Source organism: Paenibacillus sp. FSL R5-0912 (assembly GCF_000758605.1).
In the GTDB taxonomy this organism is placed as follows: domain Bacteria; phylum Bacillota; class Bacilli; order Paenibacillales; family Paenibacillaceae; genus Paenibacillus_AQ.
In genome coordinates this window covers 6,658,258-6,677,534 of record NZ_CP009282.1, presented here as the reverse complement: position 1 = coordinate 6,677,534, position 19,277 = coordinate 6,658,258, and the positions used below count along the sequence as shown (strand labels likewise).

General features: G+C 50.9%; 18 protein-coding genes and 1 pseudogene. 11 read left to right on the top strand and 8 right to left on the bottom strand.

Annotated features, from left to right (window positions below):
- Nucleotide 1: 1 nt before the first annotated feature.
- From R50912_RS28140 to R50912_RS28110, 7 genes are all read left to right on the top strand, one after another.
- Nucleotides 2–1,546, top strand: coding sequence for a response regulator (locus R50912_RS28140; protein WP_042239622.1), 1,545 nt, complete (start codon nt 2–4; stop codon nt 1,544–1,546).
- A gap of 114 nt (nt 1,547–1,660) precedes the next feature.
- Complete coding sequence (locus R50912_RS28135; protein ID WP_042239621.1) at nt 1,661–3,352, top strand: type 2 periplasmic-binding domain-containing protein; 1,692 nt, start codon at nt 1,661–1,663, stop codon at nt 3,350–3,352.
- Between the two features lie 89 nt (nt 3,353–3,441).
- The gene (locus tag R50912_RS28130) at nt 3,442–4,416 is read left to right on the top strand and encodes an ABC transporter permease (RefSeq protein WP_042239620.1); all 975 of its coding nucleotides are present in this window, start codon (nt 3,442–3,444) and stop codon (nt 4,414–4,416) included.
- A gap of 2 nt (nt 4,417–4,418) precedes the next feature.
- Nucleotides 4,419–5,378 carry a carbohydrate ABC transporter permease gene (locus R50912_RS28125; protein WP_081956826.1) on the top strand — a complete coding sequence of 320 codons (960 nt, stop codon included), beginning with the start codon at nt 4,419–4,421 and terminating at the stop codon, nt 5,376–5,378.
- A gap of 376 nt (nt 5,379–5,754) precedes the next feature.
- On the top strand, nt 5,755–6,516 hold the full coding sequence (locus R50912_RS28120) for a methionine ABC transporter ATP-binding protein (protein WP_042239618.1): 762 nt from the start codon (nt 5,755–5,757) through the stop codon (nt 6,514–6,516).
- Nucleotides 6,509–7,171: a methionine ABC transporter permease gene (locus R50912_RS28115; protein ID WP_042239616.1), complete on the top strand. Its 663-nt coding sequence runs from the start codon at nt 6,509–6,511 to the stop codon at nt 7,169–7,171. Before R50912_RS28120 ends, R50912_RS28115 begins: the two co-directional genes overlap by 8 nt.
- A gap of 87 nt (nt 7,172–7,258) precedes the next feature.
- Nucleotides 7,259–8,083 carry a MetQ/NlpA family ABC transporter substrate-binding protein gene (locus tag R50912_RS28110; RefSeq protein ID WP_042243497.1) on the top strand — a complete coding sequence of 275 codons (825 nt, stop codon included), beginning with the start codon at nt 7,259–7,261 and terminating at the stop codon, nt 8,081–8,083.
- Nucleotides 8,084–8,259: 176 nt separating this feature from the next.
- Here R50912_RS28110 and R50912_RS36295 read toward each other — a convergent pair.
- From R50912_RS36295 to R50912_RS28065, 8 genes and pseudogenes are all read right to left on the bottom strand, one after another.
- A pseudogene (locus R50912_RS36295) lies at nt 8,260–9,459 on the bottom strand (S8 family serine peptidase).
- A gap of 17 nt (nt 9,460–9,476) precedes the next feature.
- Nucleotides 9,477–10,097, bottom strand: a complete 621-nt coding sequence (locus tag R50912_RS28100; RefSeq protein ID WP_042239613.1) for a hypothetical protein — start codon at nt 10,095–10,097, stop codon at nt 9,477–9,479.
- A 324-nt stretch (nt 10,098–10,421) separates the two neighbouring features.
- Complete coding sequence (locus R50912_RS28095; protein WP_042239612.1) at nt 10,422–11,345, bottom strand: metallophosphoesterase family protein; 924 nt, start codon at nt 11,343–11,345, stop codon at nt 10,422–10,424.
- Nucleotides 11,346–11,385: 40 nt separating this feature from the next.
- On the bottom strand, nt 11,386–11,727 hold the full coding sequence (locus tag R50912_RS28090; protein WP_039307319.1) for a DMT family transporter: 342 nt from the start codon (nt 11,725–11,727) through the stop codon (nt 11,386–11,388).
- Nucleotides 11,724–12,623: an HAD family hydrolase gene (locus R50912_RS28080; protein ID WP_052416736.1), complete on the bottom strand. Its 900-nt coding sequence runs from the start codon at nt 12,621–12,623 to the stop codon at nt 11,724–11,726. The genes R50912_RS28090 and R50912_RS28080 overlap by 4 nt, the downstream gene beginning before the upstream one ends.
- Before the next feature lie 61 nt (nt 12,624–12,684).
- A complete protein-coding gene (locus R50912_RS28075) occupies nt 12,685–14,049 on the bottom strand; it encodes an ABC transporter substrate-binding protein (protein WP_042239609.1) in 1,365 nt (454 codons plus the stop codon).
- 34 nt (nt 14,050–14,083) lie between these two features.
- The gene (locus R50912_RS28070; protein WP_039307391.1) at nt 14,084–14,920 is read right to left on the bottom strand and encodes a carbohydrate ABC transporter permease; all 837 of its coding nucleotides are present in this window, start codon (nt 14,918–14,920) and stop codon (nt 14,084–14,086) included.
- A gap of 48 nt (nt 14,921–14,968) precedes the next feature.
- A complete protein-coding gene (locus R50912_RS28065; protein ID WP_042243491.1) occupies nt 14,969–15,850 on the bottom strand; it encodes a carbohydrate ABC transporter permease in 882 nt (293 codons plus the stop codon).
- 223 nt (nt 15,851–16,073) lie between these two features.
- Between R50912_RS28065 and R50912_RS28060 the strand changes: the two genes are divergently transcribed.
- The 4 genes from R50912_RS28060 (at nt 16,074) to R50912_RS28045 (ending at nt 19,273) form a co-directional block, all read left to right on the top strand.
- A complete protein-coding gene (locus R50912_RS28060; protein WP_042239608.1) occupies nt 16,074–16,637 on the top strand; it encodes a GbsR/MarR family transcriptional regulator in 564 nt (187 codons plus the stop codon).
- A gap of 354 nt (nt 16,638–16,991) precedes the next feature.
- Nucleotides 16,992–17,306, top strand: coding sequence for a helix-turn-helix domain-containing protein (locus R50912_RS28055; RefSeq protein ID WP_052416735.1), 315 nt, complete (start codon nt 16,992–16,994; stop codon nt 17,304–17,306).
- A 5-nt stretch (nt 17,307–17,311) separates the two neighbouring features.
- Nucleotides 17,312–18,244 (top strand): IS3 family transposase, encoded by a 933-nt coding sequence (locus tag R50912_RS28050; protein WP_081956694.1) that lies wholly within the window; start codon nt 17,312–17,314, stop codon nt 18,242–18,244.
- A gap of 576 nt (nt 18,245–18,820) precedes the next feature.
- Nucleotides 18,821–19,273, top strand: coding sequence for an Lrp/AsnC family transcriptional regulator (locus R50912_RS28045; RefSeq protein WP_042239606.1), 453 nt, complete (start codon nt 18,821–18,823; stop codon nt 19,271–19,273).
- The last annotated feature ends 4 nt before the right edge of the window (nt 19,274–19,277 follow it).

Genomic DNA, 19,277 nt, shown 5'->3' with positions numbered 1-19,277 from the left:
TGTGAAATACAAAGTATTATTAGTTGATGATGAGCCGAGCGCCCTCGAAGGCATGCAGCTGTGGATCGATTGGGAGGAACTCGGCTTCGAGCTGTGCGGAACCTGCGGCAACGGCCGGGAGGGGCTGCGGCTGATGAAGCTGCTGGAGCCGGACCTGGTGATTACAGATGTGAACATGCCGCTCATGAATGGTTTGGAGATGATAGAGGCCTGGCAAGAGCAGGATGCCGGCAGACCCAAGTTCGTGATTCTGAGCGGCTACAGTGAATTTGAATATGCCCGTACGGCCATCAGCTACGGAATCAGCCATTATCTGCTGAAGCCGGTCTTTCCGGAGGAGGCCGCTGAGGAATTGCGGGAAATTCATCAGGAGCTGGAACAGGAAGCGAACCGCAGAATGATTCATGAGATTGCCTCTGAAGAAGAGGCGGTGGCCTTGATTAGAGGACTGCTGTACGGGAAAAAAGCAGACCCGGCGCTTCAGGAGCTGCTGGATCGTCTGCCTGGCTTTCAGGGGGTCGGGCTCTGGAATCTTTGTCTGATTCAGACTGTCCCGGAGCTGTATACAGAGCTGCGGGGAAGGGCGGCTACCCAGTTGGCTGCCTATCCGGCCATGGTGATGATGGATCTGGAGGCGGGCATTCTCGGGATTGTATACGGTATGCCGGCAGATAGCCCTGAAGGCGGAGCAATAGAAGAGGGGCTGAATTTCCTCCGGCAGGAATACGGCAGAAGACAGATCTATATGGCCATTGGAGCTCCGGAGAACTCCCTGCCGGGAATTGCTGAGAGTTACCGCAGCGCCAAAGAGGCTTTGCAGCATTTTTTCTATAATCCTGAGTATGCCGGGATTCTGGCTTACCGCGGGATACAGGGCCATCCCTTCAGCTATCATTATGATCATATCCGGCTAATGGATGCCCTGCTTGATTCTGTTAATCTGCTCGATGCGGACGGTTACCGCAGAGCGCTGGAGGAAGCGGACTGCAGCTTCCGTGCACAGCAGGTGGCGCCGGAGGTGGTTCGGAAAATTGTGATTCATCTCATGTACCGGATCACCGAGCTCGCGCCCGGGGCGGAGGACGGAGGCGGGGAGCAGGTGACGGCTGGGTCTGGAATCGCGGAGATCCAGCAGGCCATGATCCCGCTGGATGAATTGCTCAGCCGCTTATTAATGTGCGGTGAAATGGCAATTGATCTCCTGATGCGTGAGCAGAATCAAAAGTCGCATGGCATTGTGCAGGAGATTAATGAGTATATCGGTGCGCATTTTCAGGAGAGTCTGAGCATTCAGAAGCTGGCAGAGGTCTTCTTCCTGCATCCCGTCTATCTGGGGCAATTGCTGATTAAGAAGAACGGCATGACCTTCAATGAGCAGCTGCATCATCTGCGGATTCAGGAGGCGGCGGTTCTGCTGCGCGGCAGCAAGCTGAAGCTCTCGGAGATAGCTGAACGTGTGGGTTATGTCAATTACGGTCAGTTTTTGAAACGGTTTGAAAAGGAGATGCACATGGGCCCGAATGAATACCGCCATGCAAAGTTCTAAACTTTTATGGGGGTATACCTTTAATTCGGTCGTATTTTAGCCGGCGGATCACCTCTATAATTCATACATGTAAGTGCTTACAAATTAAAGACCAACACATTATGGAGGTGCTTTATGGGGGGCAAGTCGAAAGCGATGTACAAGTTTTCCCTGATTGTTCTGTTATCCCTAAGCTTTACGCTATCCGGCTGCGGGGGCAACAACAACAATACTGCGGGCAAAGCTGAAGAGACAACTGCGGCAGGAACGGCTTCAGCTAACACAGGAGGAAAGATAGAACCATTTAAGGTAAGCGTATTTATCGGCGCAGCTGGACAACAGCCGACACCGGACAATAAGATTTACAAGAAGATCAAGGAAGAAACCGGAGCCAGCTTCGATATGGAATTCCTGGCAGGTGACATTAACCAGAAGCTGGGCGTCATGATTGCCGGCCAGGATTACCCGGACCTCATGACCGGGAATACCAAGCTTACAGCAGCAGGGGCATATATTCCGCTGGAAGACCTGATTGAGGAGCATGCGCCAAATTTGAAAGCGCATTATGCCGAATACTGGAACATGATGAAGGACCCGAACGACGGCCATATTTATATCCTGCCTAACTACGGTGTATACAATGGTAAGGTCAACAGCTCCTGGTATTCGGGACCTGCCTTCTGGATTCAAAAAGCTGTCCTCAAGGAATTCAATTATCCGCAGGTGAAGACACTGGATCAATACTTTGACCTGATTGAGCAGTATAAGGCGAAATATCCTAAAATCGACGGAAGCCCGACGATCGGGTTCGAAATTCTGAACTATGACTGGAAAAACTGGGGTCTGTTCAATGCGCCGCAGCATCTGATCGGCCATCCAAATGATGGCGGTGTGGTTGTCAATGACGGCGTAGCTGAAGTGTTTGCAAATAAAGATTATGCGAAGCAATACTACCAGAAGCTGAATGAAATCAACCAGAAGGGTCTGATCGATAAAGAGACCTTTGTACAGAACTATGACCAGTATATGGCGAAAATATCCAGTGGTACCGTACTGGGGATGTTCGACCAGCACTGGAACTTCAACGCTGCTGAGGATTCTCTGACGACCCAAGGTAAAATTGAACGCACCTATGTTGGTCTTCCGCTCGTATACGAAGAGGCGACCAAAGACTACTACCGCGATCTTGCCGTTCTTAACCTTAACAACGGCTTCGGTATCAGTATCAATGCCAAAAATGCCGTGCAGATCATCAAGCTGCTCGACACTCTGATCCAGGAAGACTGGCAGAAAATGTTCTCCTGGGGTGTGGAAGGCGAAGATTATATCGTGGAGAACGGCAGATTTATGAGAACCCAGGAACAGCGTGACAATGCAGCCGATGCCACCTGGCAGCTGGCCAACAAAGCCAAAGCGATGTTTGATTACCTGCCCAAAACAGAAGGAAGCTTCAGTGACGGCAACTCAACGGATGCTGCTGCACAGCCGGAAGAATACAAAGCAGGTCTGAAGCCTTTCGACAAGGAAGTGCTTGATGCCTATGGCTTTGACTCTTACGTGGACTTCTTCAGTGAGCCTCCTGCCAATCCGGTCTATTATCCTGCCTGGTCCATCGACTTAATTGAAGGATCGGATGCCAAAATAGCCAGTACCAAGCTGAATGAACTGCAGACCAAGTTCCTGCCTAAAGCCATCCTTGCCGACCCGGCAGATTTCGATTCCGTATGGACCGATTACACCGGACAGATCGAAAAGGCTAATGTGAAGGCATATGAAGACAAGATCAATGAGCAGATTAAGTGGAGAATTGAGAACTGGAGTAAATAACGGAACGCTGTTTCCGGGATCAGAAGGTGGAGGGCCGATCAGGGCCTTCCACTTGCTAAATTAATTTCATGGAGTAGGAGACAACGAATATGGATGAGACCCTAGAAATAGATACTGTCGTCCGGCATCCGAAGAACCGAAAGAAGAAAAAACAGCCGATTACCTGGCGCTTGATCAGAAACCAGAATCAGCTTATTTGGATGTCTGTGCCCTTGATGCTCTACATTATTCTTTTTGCCTATGTTCCCGTTTGGGGCTGGACCATGGCGTTTCAGAATTACAAGCCCGCGAAGTCCTTCGGTGAACAGGAATGGGTGGGACTCAAGCAATTCAGGTTTCTGTTTACAGATGATAACTTTATTCGTGTACTGCGCAACACGCTGGCGATGGGGCTTATCAATCTGATCCTCGGTTTTGTTACAGCCATAGTGCTTGCGCTGCTGCTGAATGAAATCAAGAAGGTCTTCTGGAAAAGGACTGTGCAGACAATCTCTTATCTGCCCCACTTCCTGTCATGGATTATCGTTACCGGCATTGTGGCCACCTCGCTCTCCATTAACGACGGGATTGTAAATATCGTTCTGATGAAGCTGCATCTGATTAAAGAGCCGATTCTATGGCTTAGTGAAGGAAAGTATTTCTGGGGAATCGTAGGGGCTTCGCATGTGTGGAAGGAAGTAGGATGGAATACCATTATTTATCTGGCGGCCATTGCCTCCATTGACCCTGCCCTTTATGAAGCTGCCGAAATTGACGGTGCGAACCGTTACAAGAAGATGATGTTTGTAACCCTGCCTGGTATCAAAGCAACGATTGTAATTCTGATGATTATGTCCATAGGACATGTCCTGGAAGCAGGCTTTGAAGTGCAGTATCTGCTCGGCAACGGGCTGGTAGTGGACTGGGCGGAGACGATAGATATCTTCGTGCTTAAATACGGGCTTGCCCAAGGGAATTATTCACTCGCCACTGCGGGCGGGATTTTCAAAACAGTTGTCAGTGTAACCTTGCTGCTTATGGCTAATGGGATTTCCAAGCGGCTTGGGGAAGAGAGGTTGTTATAATGATGGATAACCGACACATTAGCCCTGGGCCAAATGCAGGCTATACGGTGAAAAGGAGTCTAGGTACCGGAAGGCTTGAGCCGATTCTGTTCACTTCCTTCAATACGCTCTTTATGGTCTGTCTGGTGGTTGTGACATTATATCCATTCATCAACACGATAGCTGTTTCGTTTAATGAAGGGAACGATACAATCCGCGGCGGTATTTACTTATGGCCGAGAGAATGGACTTTTCAGAATTACAGGGCAATTTTTGCCACGGGAACTATTTTTGACGCTTTCCTGGTTTCAGTAGCCCGTACAGTGATTTCTACGATACTCAATATTTTTCTGACCACCATGCTTGCATACACCTTAAGCCGCAGGGAATATGTATTCCGTCAGCCGATTACTGTTATCTTTGTGCTTACGATGTATTTCAGCGCCGGTCTGATCCCGAACTATTTCCTGATCAAGGATCTGCACCTGTTAAACAGCTTCTGGGTGTATATTTTCCCTTCGATGATCAGCGCATTCAATATGATCGTCATCCGTACCTATATCGGAACCATTCCGGAGAGCCTCTTGGAATCGGCGAAGATAGACGGCGCCGGGGATTTCAGAATATTCATGCGGGTGGTGTTTCCGCTCTGCAAGCCGGTGCTGGCGACCATCGCCCTGTTCGTGGCTGTCGGCGCGTGGAACTCCTGGTTCGATGCCTTTATCTATACCTCATCCAGACAGAATCTCAGTACGCTGCAATATGAGCTGATGAAGCTGCTGTCCTCAACGATGAATTCCAACGGTAACCCAACCGTACAGAATGGGGTGGGGATGGATCAGAATTCGGCAAGAGCGATGGTGACACCACTCTCTATACGGGCAGCTATCACAGTCGTGGCCTCTGTGCCTATCCTGCTGGTGTATCCGTTTATGCAGAAGTACTTTGTAGTGGGCTTGAATGTCGGCAGTGTGAAGGAATAGGCGGACAGAACGGCGCTGCTCTACCTGATCCGACTACCGGAACTGCTTGAGCTGCAGGCAGAGCGCTATGAAGCCGTGTTTCTGGCTGAGCGGAGGAGATTTTACTTGTAAAATAGCAAAAAAGGATGTGGTCCTATTAGGGCCGCATCCTTTTTTGCTATATATAAGAATAATCCCAAACGGACCAGGGGCATCCTTATAATGGGTTTCTCTTCCGGAGCGCTTAACAATCATTTTGAGAAAAATGATGACACAGCGGAAGAAATGCCTTATTATTTAAAGAGATTTTTAACAAAACAGATTTTAAATAATTATAGTACAATACAGCCGAAGGTGGAGAGCTGTAGGTCAGGCAGTCTATTGAGGAGGGCTTCATATTTTATCACTGAGTCAGGTTAGCAAAAGCTTCGCTCTGAAGGCCGGCCCTTATACTGCTGTGGACAATGTATCGCTTGAAGTGAAGACGGGTGCTATACACGGCATTATCGGGGCAAGCGGTGCCGGCAAATCTACACTTCTGCGGCTGATTAATCTGCTGGAGCGGCCCGATAGGGGAACGGTTACTGTAGACGGCAAGCTGCTTACAGAGCTGCCGGACAAGGAGCTGCGGCGGCAGCGGCAAAGAATCGGCATGATCTTTCAGCAGTTCAATCTTGTCGGCAATGCCACCGTCAGCCGCAATGTGGCGATTCCGCTGGAGCTTGCCGGAGTGCCGCGTGCCGGACGGATGAAGCGGGCGCTGGAATGTCTGCAGTTTGTCGGGCTTGCAGACAAAGCTAATCAGTATCCGGCACAGCTCAGCGGCGGCCAGCTCCAGCGGGTAGCGATTGCCCGGGCGCTGGCGAACAATCCGAAGCTGCTGCTGTGCGATGAGCCGACCTCCGCGCTTGATCCGGGCACCACGGCGGATATCCTGGGTGTACTCCGCCACATCAATGATTCGCTCGGTGTTACTGTCATTATAGTTACCCATGAGCTGGATGTCGTCCGGAGCATCTGCTCAGAGGTATCTGTAATGGAGAGCGGGCGGATGGTTGATTTCTTTTCCCGGGATGAGGTCGGCTTTCTTCCGCCGGGGAGCCATTTGGGCTCCTACCGGGAGAGGATTACGGGAAGAACGGGGGAACCCTATGTTTGAGAGCATGCTGAAGTATCAGGATCAGATGTGGCAGTCGATCGGAGAGACCTTTGTGATGGTCGGAATCTCCGTGGGGTCTGCGCTGCTGCTGGGGCTTCCGCTGGGGACACTGCTGTATTTTTGCCGCAAAGGCCAATTGTATGAGAATAGAAGCTTGTCGCTCATACTGAACAGCATCGTAAATGTGGTGCGTTCGTTTCCGTTCCTGCTGCTGGTAGTGGCTCTGATTCCGTTCACCCGCCTGGTAGTGGGAACGGCGATTGGCACGCTGGCGGCAACGGTGCCGCTGTCTATCGTCGCTATTGCCTATTATTCACGGCTGGTGGAGCAGTCTCTGCTGGAGGTTCCCAGAGGAACGATAGAAGCGGCGTTATCCATGGGGGCATCCAGACTGGGAGTGATCTTTAAGTTTCTGTATGTGGAGGCCCGTTCCGGACTGGTGCTGGGATTGACTGCCTCTACGATCAGCTTCATTTCTTTTTCAACAGTAATGGGTGTGGTCGGCGGCGGCGGGGTTGGCGATTTCGCGATCCGCTACGGGTATCAGCGGTTCGAGACAGAAGTGATGATCTACGCCATACTCGTCATGATTGTGCTGGTGCAATTGATTCAGTTCACAGGAAGTACACTGGCAAGACTGCTGGATAAACGCTGAGTAACTATATAACAATGGGGGCTGGAGATAATAATGAAGAAGTCGATAATTGCAGGAAACGGAACGGTTAAGAGAGCCGCAACAAGAATGAAAGCTGCCTTCGGATTAACACTGCTCGTATTGGTACTTGCCCTTGCGGGCTGCGGAAACAACAAAGAAGCAGAAGAGACACCGGCTGCCACCAGCACTGAATCTGTGAAGATCAAGGTAGCCTCGCTGATTCCGCCAATGACGGATATCCTTGATATCGTGAAGCCGATCCTGAAGGAAGAAGGCGTGGACATGGAGGTTGTGGTGCTGTCCGATAATGTGCAGCCGAACGAAGCGCTGGCGAACAAAGAGGTGGACGCGAACTTCTTCCAGCATGTGCCATACATGGAGCAGTTCAATGCCAGCAAAGATGCGAAGCTCGTTGCGGTTCAGCCAGTATATGATGCCATCTATGGCGGTTACTCCAAACGCTATAAGAGCATTGATGAACTGCCTGATGGAGCAACCCTCGTAATGGCGAATGATCCTTCGAATATCGGACGCTCCCTGCAAATGTTCGCTGATGCCGGACTGATTACGCTGAAGGAAGGCGTAGGCATTCAGGCGACCCAGGCGGACATTACCGCTAATACCAAGAACTTTAAGTTCGAAGAGGTTGATCTGCTGATGCTGGCGCGTATGCTGGATGATGCAGATCTGGTAGCGATGACGCCTGCTTATGCCAGCCCGCTCGGCCTGACCCCGAAGAAGGATGCGCTGATCACCGAAGGTGAGGATTCCGCATTTACGATCACGCTCGTTGCCCGTGAGGACAACAAGGATTCCGAGGCGATCCAGAAGCTGGCTAAGGCGATCAGCGGCCCGGAAGTGAAGAAGTTCCTTGAGGATAATTACGCGGATATCGCGCTGCCTGCTTTTTGAATAGAATGCATTAGAGAAAGCAATAGATAACCGATACACAAAGCAGCCTTCCCCACTAATGATTCGATGGGAAGAGGCTGCTTTGTTTTTTTTTGAAAATTATTTTTTCATACCATTGTGGAATATGAGTATTTTTACGTTTAATAAAATCAAGGAGTAATGTTATTACCAGTTATTTACATTGTGTGGTCAGCACTATGATCTTTCCCGAACACTCCCAAATAATAAGTACCCTGCTTAGGAGACTTTATGTTGATATTTTCTTGAGGGAGGTCTGTGTTGTCTCCGATGTAATAGGTTGCAGGAGCACCTTGGTATGGATCAGCCCCCGGTTCCCATATTGCTAAATCCAGATTTTCTTTATTCTCGTTTATGATCAACAATGTAGCATTAAGATCTGCATTTGTTGCATTCTGTTTAATTGCATATACATCGATATAATCTTTAGCCACATGTCCATTGGGTACAGAAATCAAAGAACGATAAGTATTGAAACTACCTTGTCCTTGGGCAGCATTTTTAATGGACTCATAGGCATTTAATATACCATTACCGTACAACTTATCATATCCCTGAGTACCCATGTCAAATGCAGAAAAACTAATAGAGCTTGATATTCCTCTTGAATAAGCTGCATCATACATCAGTGCGTAGGTTCCCGCTACAAAAGGGGTAGCCATAGAGGTCCCGCTCATAGTGATATATTCACTTCCAGAGTTTGCCTTAGCGGCCCTAATACTCTCTCCTGGTGCAGAAAGATAAGGACCAGTACTACCTGTACCTCTGGATGAAAAGACGCTTAAACCCCAACCGTCTTCATAAGGGTCTTTTATACTGGCTATGGATGTAAATGTATATTTGGCGTATGTGCTAAGTGTATCGTAATATCTACCTAAAAATACCGTACCATTATAGCCATGACCTGAATTTCCAGCCGCAACGAATACAGGAACGCCTGCATTCTCAATTTTTTTGATCCAGGTAATTACATCGGATACGTCTTGATATGATTTTAGAGTCCCTATACTAAAATTAACAGCTTTTACATTATAGGAATTTATGTTGTTGTAGAGCCATTACAATCCTTCAATAATATCGGCGTTAGAACCGTGGCCACTACTGTCGAGAACTTTAACGCCTACTAAAGCAGCACCTGGGGCTACACCAGTCTGAATATTAGGATCTCCTTCACCTGTACCTGCTACAATACTTGCTACGTGTGTACCATGCCCATGATCATCATAAGGTTGGGATTTGTCATTAACGGAGTCGTACCATCCTATTACTTTGCCTCCATCTAAATCTACATGATTGGCATCAATACCAGTGTCGACAACAGCAATTACAACATCACTTTTAGTATAAGTGGTCTCCATGCCGTCTAAGGCCCCGGTTACTTTGAAATCACTGCGGGCTTTTGTAACTCCCGAATCTCACTGGCTGCATTTAAATAAGGAGTAATGATCTGTTCCCCTGCGGATTCTGCAATAAATGAGCCTTTATCACTTTTGGATTGAATAATGACAAACTTTAATTCCTTCATTCCCTTCAAAATATCCAGTTGTTCTTTAGTAACATCCATATGATAAGTTCGGTTACTAACTTTTTGATATGTTAATTCGCTTTTAAAAAGAATGTTAAGTTGATTTTCAAATTCTTCTTCGTTTAATTGAATCGTTGACTGTTTATCTTCTGCAATAGCTTCGATGGAGATAGTTGTTTTGTTCTCATTCCGGGCTTTTGTGAATTCTTCATCAGAATTGAAAAATATTTTATTAGTTCTTTCAACAACATCGTTAGGGTTTTCGTAGGGAAGCGTGTTAGATTTATTCAACACGGGAATATCTAAAGAGTTAGTTTTCTTTTGAAAGCCCTGAGAGGTGTCTATCGTTTTGGTGTTTATAAATGAAGGGTCAATTTTAAAAGGTTGTGAAGACTGTCCATAAACTAGAGAGGCATTAGATAACAGCATCACAGATAAAACTACTGCTCTTGCTGCCTGTTTAATACTCATCATTATTTCTCCTTTGAAATATTGAATTGTTGGGGGAACCAATGTACAAGAAAGATACAATGTTTAACTTGGGTTATCACCTTCTTTTTCCATTTGTACAATAAATCATAGCTCTTCTTCGTTCCATTTCAATCCAAATATATGGAAAAAAGTGTATATTTACTGAGTTTTGATTGCAAAAATAACAGATTAGAAAATTTTTTGAGAGAATCTATCTCGAGGACATGTACCGAAAATAAATGCGGATACGCAAACAGCCTAATCCACTAACGGGAGAAGGCTGCTTTTTTATAGCTTATTGTCAATGTACCTGTATACTCCGAGTTAACGGTGTACATTAACAGTGTTAACAACTTCATACTGCGCCGCTTCCACCCAGGTTCCCGTAGTGAAGTCGCGTCCCCGTACAAGCACCTTGTCAGCGTAGACCTCCACATAGAAGCCCTGGCTGCCCGTCTTGTGCTCATCCGCATTCGTCCAGAGGTAGGCGACAGAAGCGGCGTTGAACATGGTAGCTATCTCCCCGTTGCCGGGGTACATCGTATTGCCGGCCTCCAGCTCCCAGTGGGTATGTCCGGTGAAGAGCAGCGTCTGTGGATACTTCGCCAGAATGGAGCGCAGCTCTTTGTCTTGAGTAACGCCATACCACTCCTGTGACTCCAGTGAACCGGCCACCGTATCCTTCAGCGGCTGATGCAGGAAGAGAAAGACCGGCTGATCCGGCGGCGCGGCTGCACCGAGCTCCAGCTCCATCTGCCCGTCAGGCTGCTGATTGTCCGGTGCCCGTTCTCCGAGTTTACGGTCCAGCCACTTAAGCTGTTCGTCCGACAGATTACAGAACGTGGGCAGACCCTCCTCCGTTCCAAGGAAGATGAAATGATACCCGCCGGTCCAATGGTCATGATAGGGACCAGGCATACCCATACGGGAGGTGTACATCGCCAGGCGGGATTCCCAGTGGCCGAGGCCCACATCATGATTGCCCAAGGTGTAGCGGATCTCCGACAGCGATGCCTGATGCAGCTGAAGAATACGGTGGACCTCTGCATATTCCTCCACGAAACCATGATCCGTGATATCCCCGATATGCATAATTCCGCTGCTGCCCTGCGCATGTACGGCCAAATCCTGCAGTGCCCGTTGGAAATTCAGATTGTATTCATGTGCCGGATCGGCCGTGACGTGGGTGTCGGTAATAATCTGGAAGGTTAACAGCGGCGGTTGTCCGCCATGTCCGCTTGTGTTCATTCGCAGGGTGAGCCTCCTTTGATGATGTGTGAATATCTTCCTAATGCCCTTTGGCACTGATGTTTAGGCCCACAATGCCGGCTACGATTACGGTCACCCACAAGAGTGAGGAGAAGGTCAGCCGTTCTTCAAAAAAAAGCGCGCCCGCCACGGAGATCAGGATGATGCCTGCCCCCGACCATACCGCATAAGCCACTCCAACTTTGATGGAGGTAAGGGCAACATTGAGCGAGGTGAAGCTGATCCCGTAGAACAGGAACATCAGCACGGAGGGCCAGGGCCGGGTGAAGCCGTGGGATAGTTTCATGGAGAGGGTTCCGGAGAGCTCGAACACAATTGCCATTGCGAGAAACACCCAGGCTAAGGCCCCCTCGGCCCTCATCGAACTATCCTTCCTATACCAAGCTCCGCATAAGATTGCACCAAACAATCTGCATCCGGCAAAAGAGTACGTACAGGCCGTGTATCTGCCGCACGGCTACTGCCAGCAGCCCGGTCTATTGCCGCTGCATTCGCGCCAGCCGGGCTGGTGGCTGCACCTACTCTGGCCGTAGCTGCAGCAGCTGCCGTCCCGGCTGCCGCATTGCCGGCAATCCCGATGGCCACAGCTGCCCCGGCAGCCTTGGCCATCCGCATATCGCCGTTCGTGTCGCCGATCACGGCAGCTTCGGCCGGCTGTATCCCCAGCCGTTCGCAGGCCAGCAGCGCCATGTCGGGGAAGGGCTTGCCGCGCTCCACCTGGTCTGTGCCGATCACGGCGCTGAAATACCCGCGGATGCCGAGCCAGCGGAGATGATTCTCCGCCGCTGCGGTTTCATCGGCAGTGACTACGGCCAGCGGAATTCCTTCGGCTGCGCACTCGTCAAGGAAATGCAGCAGGCCGGGGAGCGGGAGCACTGGCTTGCTCTGCTCCATTAATGCATCCGCCTCCTGGCGGCAGCGGTCAGTCAGTTCCATCGACTCTGCCCAGGATAAGCCAAGCAGATAACCCTGCCAGGACAGAATGGCATAGAGATCGCTCATGGTGCCCATGGCCAAGGGGCCGTTACGGTCATAATCAATAATTCTGCCGTTAACATCGTGAACGGTCCCGAGCAGCGAGGCCAGGTGCTGCGCCGGAAATTCAAGGCCGCGCTGCTGGAGCTGCCGGGAGAACCGGGCGAGGAAACACTCGCCCCAGCTGCCCCAGAGGGAGACGAACTCCAGGAGGGTGCCATCCTTGTCGAACAGGATGGCGGATATGGAATGCTCCCCGTGCGGGGTGATGAGCGTAGGCATGCTGCTGTCCTCCTGTATCTGATAGTTCATTGCCTGAAGTGTTTAGAGCCTGAATTGCCGGTTATTTCAGTTTATCCAGCGCCGCCTGGGCGGTTTGCTGCGCTTCTTTAAGAGCTTCAGCCGCCGGAATATTCTCAATCTGCACCTTGTCCGCAGCGATCGTCAGGGCATCGTTGATTTTGCCGCCGGTAGGGTCCTGGAAAGGAGCGGAGGCGTGGGATGCCTGCTGTAACGGGATTTTGATCTGCGGATTAGTCTCACTGAAGGTGACGAATGCCGGATCTTCGAGTGCGGACTGGCGTACGGAAATATATCCGGTATTAATTGACCAGAAGGCGGTATTCTCGGAGTTTGTGAAGTAGGCCAGCCACTTCATAGCGGCCTGCTGCTCGGCATCTCCGGCCTTGGCAGGAATACCGGCCATGATCGCCTGGGCTACAGGTTTGCCTTCGCCGACTCCGGCCCAGCCCGGCTGCTCCATCGCGGAGACGATGCTGAAGTCGAGATCGCCCTGGTCGCCGCTGGAGCCGGTGTATCCGGCCGCCTGGCCTTTCATTACATCGTCAATCGTCTTGTACCAGTACTCCCAGCCTTGTCCACCGGAGTGAATACGCATAGTCTTGTCTTCATGAATCGACTGGCGGAAGAAGTCCCAGGTCTCGATCCATTCAGGAGAGTCGATCGTCACTGACTTGCCATCCTCACTGAGAATATTGCCGCCCTTACTGAGGACAGCGTCAATCATATTGCCGGAGCCCCACATTGGCTCCCAGCCGTAGAAGCTGGTTTTGCCGCCTTCTGTGACGGTCATTTTCTTGGCAGCTGCAGCGAGGTCTTCCCAGGTCTTAATCTGGCTGGCATCAATGCCGGCTTTCTCAAAAGCATCCTTACGGTAGTACATCACCTGCGTCGTTCCATACATCGGAAGGAAGTACTGCTTGCCGTCAACCTGGCCCTGGCTCAGGAAGGTCTGGACGAAATCCGCCTGATTGAAATCCGGCTGCCCGGCAATCAGCTCATCCATCGCTGCGAAGTAGCCTTTGCGGGCCCAGTCTATATTGGAGGAGAGCACGGCTGCCGGAACCTGCCCGGTAGCGATCGCTGCCTGAAGCTTCTGTTCGGTTTCTGTATAATCTGCCTGCACAATGCCCTTGACGATGACCTCATGCTGGGAGGCATTGAATTTCTGAATGAGCGATTCCATATTTTCACCTAGCTTGCCGCCGAGTCCATACCAGAATTCAATGGTTACCGGTTCGTTTGAGACCGGAGCAGCGCTTGAGGCTGGAGCAGCATTGGCAGCAGGTACTGTAGCTGCACCGTTAGCCGCCGTAGCATTTCCCGAAGCAGAATTACCGCCACAGGCGGTGAGTATGGAAAGTCCGGCGATCATGGATACTGCAGACAACCTTTTGAATACGTTCATCATCATTCTCCTCTTTGTTTGGAAGTGTTAGATTTCAGCCTTTACTGGAGCCTGCGGTCATGTTGACACTTTGCATAATCGTTTTCTGCGCTAGCAGGAAGACAAGCAGCAGCGGGGCAATTGTGAAGGCGCTGGCGGCCATGATGAGCGGCCATTTCAGTCCGTACGCACCTCCTTCCACGAAGAAGCTGCGCAGACCGGCTGATACCAGCTGCAGGCTCGGGTCCTTCGTAATCAGCATCGGCCAGAAATAATTGTTGTACTGATCAATGAAGGTAATCAGCGCCAGTACGGCGAAGGATGACCGAGTGACCGGGACCAGCACCGTCCAGAGAATCCGCATATGCGAAGCGCCATCCACTTCACCTGCCTCCACCAGCTCATGCGACACCTGCAGGAAGGCTTGTCTGATCAGGAAGATGGAGAAGATACTTACACAATTAGAGAGAATCAGGCCGGCATAGGAGTTCAGCAGATGCAGCTCGGACAATACCAGATATCCGGGCAGATAGACGGCTGTAGCCGGAACCATGTAACCGAACAGAATAACTCCGGCAAAAACACCCTTCAGGCGGAACTTCATATGCGTCAGCGCATACGCCATCATCCCGGAATTGATCGTCTGCAGGATGACGATGGAGACAGCCACGAAGATGCTGTTGCCCATATATCTGGCGAAGGGGGCCTCATTCCAGGCTGCAGCGAAATTCCCCCAGAGTGGTACCTCTGGCCAGAGCGTGGGCGGGGAACGCCAGATTTCATCATTGGTTTTGAGTGCGCTGGTAACCATCCAGTAGAACGGAAAGGCCATCAGCAGAGCAAGCGCGGCGAAAAAAATCTGGCGGGCCGGTCCGCTGAGCCGTGTGAGCATACGCAAGCGGTGAGACCTCCTTGTACGAAAGATAAGAAAAGATAACTACTATTGATAATGGGTGGTCCGCTTGCTGATGCTGAAGGAGAACACCGACAGCAGCATGCAGAGGAAGACCAGAACGACAGCTACAGTGGAAGCCTCTCCGATCTGGAACGATTCGAAGGCGGACTGATAATACAGATACAGTAAGGTGCGGGTAGAGCCGGACGGGCCTCCCTGCGTCAGCACATTAATCTGATCGTAGGCCTGAAGCGCCGAGATGAGCTGTACCACGAACAGAAACAGTGTGGTCGGCGAGATCAGCGGCAGCGTGATGCGGAGGAACTTCTGCACCGGACTTGCCCCGTCAAGCTCCCCGGCTTCCAGCAGATCGGAAGGCACATTCCGCAGCGCCACCAGATAGAAGATCATCGCCCAGCCTACTGATTTCCAGATCGTTACGAGCAGCACGCCAATCAGCGCCCACTTGGGATCCTGCAGCCAGCCGATGGGCTCCAGGCCGAGGAACCTCAGCACCGTATTGGCGAGGCCGACATCAGGCTCATAAATCCAGGACCAGACGATAGAGACGGCTACTGTAGGTGTGACCCATGGCGAGAACAGCAGCACCTGATAGAGTGCGGAGCCTTTCAGCTTGCGGTTCATCAGCAGGGCAAGCCCCAGTCCGAGCAGGATGATCGGCAGCACACTGCCCGCGCAGAAGAGCGCAGTTACTCTTAGTGCTTGGTAAAAAGCCGGATTGCTGAGCAGGTCGGTATAATTTTGCAGGCCGACAAAGGTTTTCTCCGGGCTCATGAAATCCCATTCCGTGAAGCTGAGATACAGTACATACAGCAGCGGTGCCAGCCAGAACAGGGCGAACGGGACCATTGCCGGCAGCGTGAATAGCACGGGCTTAAGGCCGCTAATAAGCTTTGAACGTGTCATTTTCGTTCCAATACCCCATTCCATCTACATTGTTTGGTGCGGTATAATGCAGAGGACAGCTCCTCTGTTCAAAAAAAATTGTACACTCATGAGCGAGGCTTGTGGTCAAGCGGGAGTAAACATACTTCGGAATTTGTGTAAAATTTGTAGTAAGTCTGCCGCAAAGCTTCAGTTTTGTGTAATGTAGAGAGAAGATTCTATGCGAAAATGAGGTGCTACCCTGATGAAGCAGGCCGCATTTGGCGAGGACAACCCGCATCGTTCGCCACGGGAGCAGCTGCTCGGCCCGATGATTGATGCGATAGCGCAGACGATGGATTTGTATGGAGCGAATTATTCCTTCGGGCAGCTGTACGGAATTATGTTCTTTGAGGACAAGCCGATGACGCTGGAGGAAATGAAGCAGGTCATGAATATGAGCAAAAGCAATATGAGCTACGGTGTCCGCTCCCTGATCGCTTCGCGGATGGTTACGAAGCTGGAGGAGAAGCGTGAGCGGAAGGAGCTGTATGCGGCGGAGACTGATTTCTTCCAGGCCTTCCGGAACTTCTTCACGCTGAAGCTTCAGCGGGAGATTGATGTGATGCAGGAGGCGATGGGGACGGTGGTGCCTGAACTGCAGGCGCTAATCGATGCGGAGGACACTCCGGAGGAGGAACGGCTGGCCTGCCTCAAGGATCTGGACAAGCTGAAGCATGCGGCTGAATATTATGTCTGGCTGCAGCAGTTCGTGTCGGGGCTTGCGGAAGGAACGGTATTCGGCGGCGGCTTGCCGGGCAGGGAGTAGCTGCTGTGCTCGGTTAAAAAGTTGCCGCTGGCGCCCGGACAGAAGTAGTTCGGGGGATGCGTAAGCCGCCGACGCTGGACAGAAGTAGCTGCTGATCACTGTCACTGCTGATCACTGTCACTGCGGACGGAGCAATGAAGGTCTGCGTCTCCAGTTCATCTGTGACATGGGTACACAACTGTGGGGAGACCGATATCCTGCGGGAACCGGACTGACAATCCCCTATTTAGCGAAAATACCCTGTTATTTAGCCTACGCGGACTCAGATTCCGCTAAATGCTCCACAGCCCCCTAAAGAAGTTGGAGTCCTCCCCCACAAAAATGTAGACTGAATACAAGAGGAGGAGGAGCACAATGGGACACCTAACAGGAACAAGAGAGAAGGCAGCGCAAGAGGTGTTGTCTGGCATAAAGGCAGCGGTGGTTGCCCGGAAATATGGGGTGACCCCAGCGACGGTGAATCAGTGGGTGAGAGACTACCGAGGGGCCCATGGGGAACAAGATCATCCGTATCCCCAGGAGCAGGTGGAGGAACTGAAGCGCCTGCTGGAAGTGGAGCAGAAATACGAGAAGGCCGTCAAGATGCTCGGCGAAAAGGAGTTAGAGATTGAGATTCTCCGTGAACTGCTAAAAAAGCCAACCCCTGCTTATCCGAAAAAATCGAGGTAGCCGACATGTTCATTAAGCAGGGGAATACAGCGGCCTTAGTGCTGCGTCTCATAGGGCTAGCGGAGTCCACGTACTACGACCGTAAGAAACGCAGGTCACTGTCCCCAACAGCCGTTCAAGGGGGGCGTGGAAGGCCCCAGCCAGGCTACTCCTTGACCGAGTCTGGCGAGAAGATTAGCGACGAGGAAATCCAGGAATGGCTGCTGGAATTAATCGCTGGAGAAGAGCACGTGTACGGGTACAAACTGCTGGCCAAGTGCTTGTGGAACCAGCACCGGTTGAAGCTCAATCACAAGAAAAGCTACCGGCTGTGTCAGGCGCTGGATATCCTGCAGCCCCAGCGTCAGAAGCGCTTTAAGCATCCCCGGAAGCTGCCGGAGAACCGGTTCATTACCGGAGCGGGCCAACTCTGGCAGATGGACATTAAGTACGGTTACGTGGTGGGCCGTGACAGGCACTTCTTTGTCCTGAGCATTATCGATGTGTTTACCCGTGTCATCGTCGGCTACCACCGGGGATCGTCGTGTGAGGCGAAGCATGCCTGCCAGACGCTGGGACGCGCCATGGAGCAACACTGCGCCCCTGACAGCGCACGTCCGGTGATTCGCACCGACAACGGACCACAGTTCGTCAGCCACCTGTTTGGCGACATGTGTGAAAGCTGGGAAATGACCCATGAACGCATTCCGCCTCGAACGCCGGATTTAAATGCTTTTATTGAATCGTTCCACAGTAATATCGATCGGGATTTGTTCCGCAAAGAGGCATTCGACACGTTCGAAGAGGCCTATGAAGCGGTGGACCGGTACATGGACTTTTACAACAATCGCAGAATGCATACGAGCCTTCGTAACATGCCGCCAGCTACCTTTGCGGAGTGGGTCCTGACTCTAGAAGACCGCTCCAGCTTCTTCTGGCCGAGAGAAAAAGCGAAATAAAGAGCATGTCTACGACAAGTACTGATTTTATACGGAGGACTCCGGGATAAGGGGGTCGCACCGAATGTCTCAAAGACCCTTGTTTTGGCGTGCCCGGAAGTAAATAGAGGATTCTGAGTCCGTTTGCCCGGACAAAGCAGTCCTTTTCGTAAAATAGGGTCCTGTCAGTCCGGTTAAGTATAGTTTGGGGTTGAAAACTGGGTTCGATTCAGCCCAATTCAATACAACCCAGCCTTTTCAAACTCGTTTGTTTTACTCATGCAGCCAGTTGGTTATTGTACGCTCTCTCCGCCTTCGCCCCAATCTGGAGCTCCGCAGCAGATATCCTCGAGCATCATCCCGCTCAAGCAGCGGCCTAAGCAGGCTTCTCCGGCTGAGGGTCCATGGCTTGAGCTTTTGGCGTGTTCCAACGTACCTACGATTCGTTATTCTCCTGATAGATTTGAGACGTTATTATAACGATTAACGATATTATTGCCTGTTTTTCTTACGAAACGTTTGAATCTACTGATGAACACTAACGATTAGTCATTATTCATATAAATCATGCTATAATTTTGCCCAGGAGGCGGTCTTGTGGATGAACTCGATGTCAGAATTCTAAAGCTGCTGGAAGAGAACGGGAGACTGTCTCATGAAGAGATCGGCAAGCTGCTGCATATCTCCCGGCCGTCTGTGCATCAAAGGGTCGGCAAGCTGGAGAAAAGCGGAGTGATCAAGGGATATAGGGGAATTGTGGACTGGAGCAAGCTGGACCAGAAGATTAAGGTCATGATCTCCGTGAAGGTGGTCAGCCAGGGCTTTAAGGAGGCGGCAGAACAGATTATCCGCATCCAAATCCCCGGTGTGAGCATCATCGAATGCCAGCGGCTGGCGGGAGAGTGGTGCATGCTGCTCAAGGTAAGGGTGACCTCGCCGGAGGAGCTTACGCTCCTGCTTGACGAGATTCTCCGTATTCCTGACGTTAAGGAAACCTCGACCACTTTTATTTTATCTACTATATATGAGGACGGATTGAAGGGGGTGTAGCGGT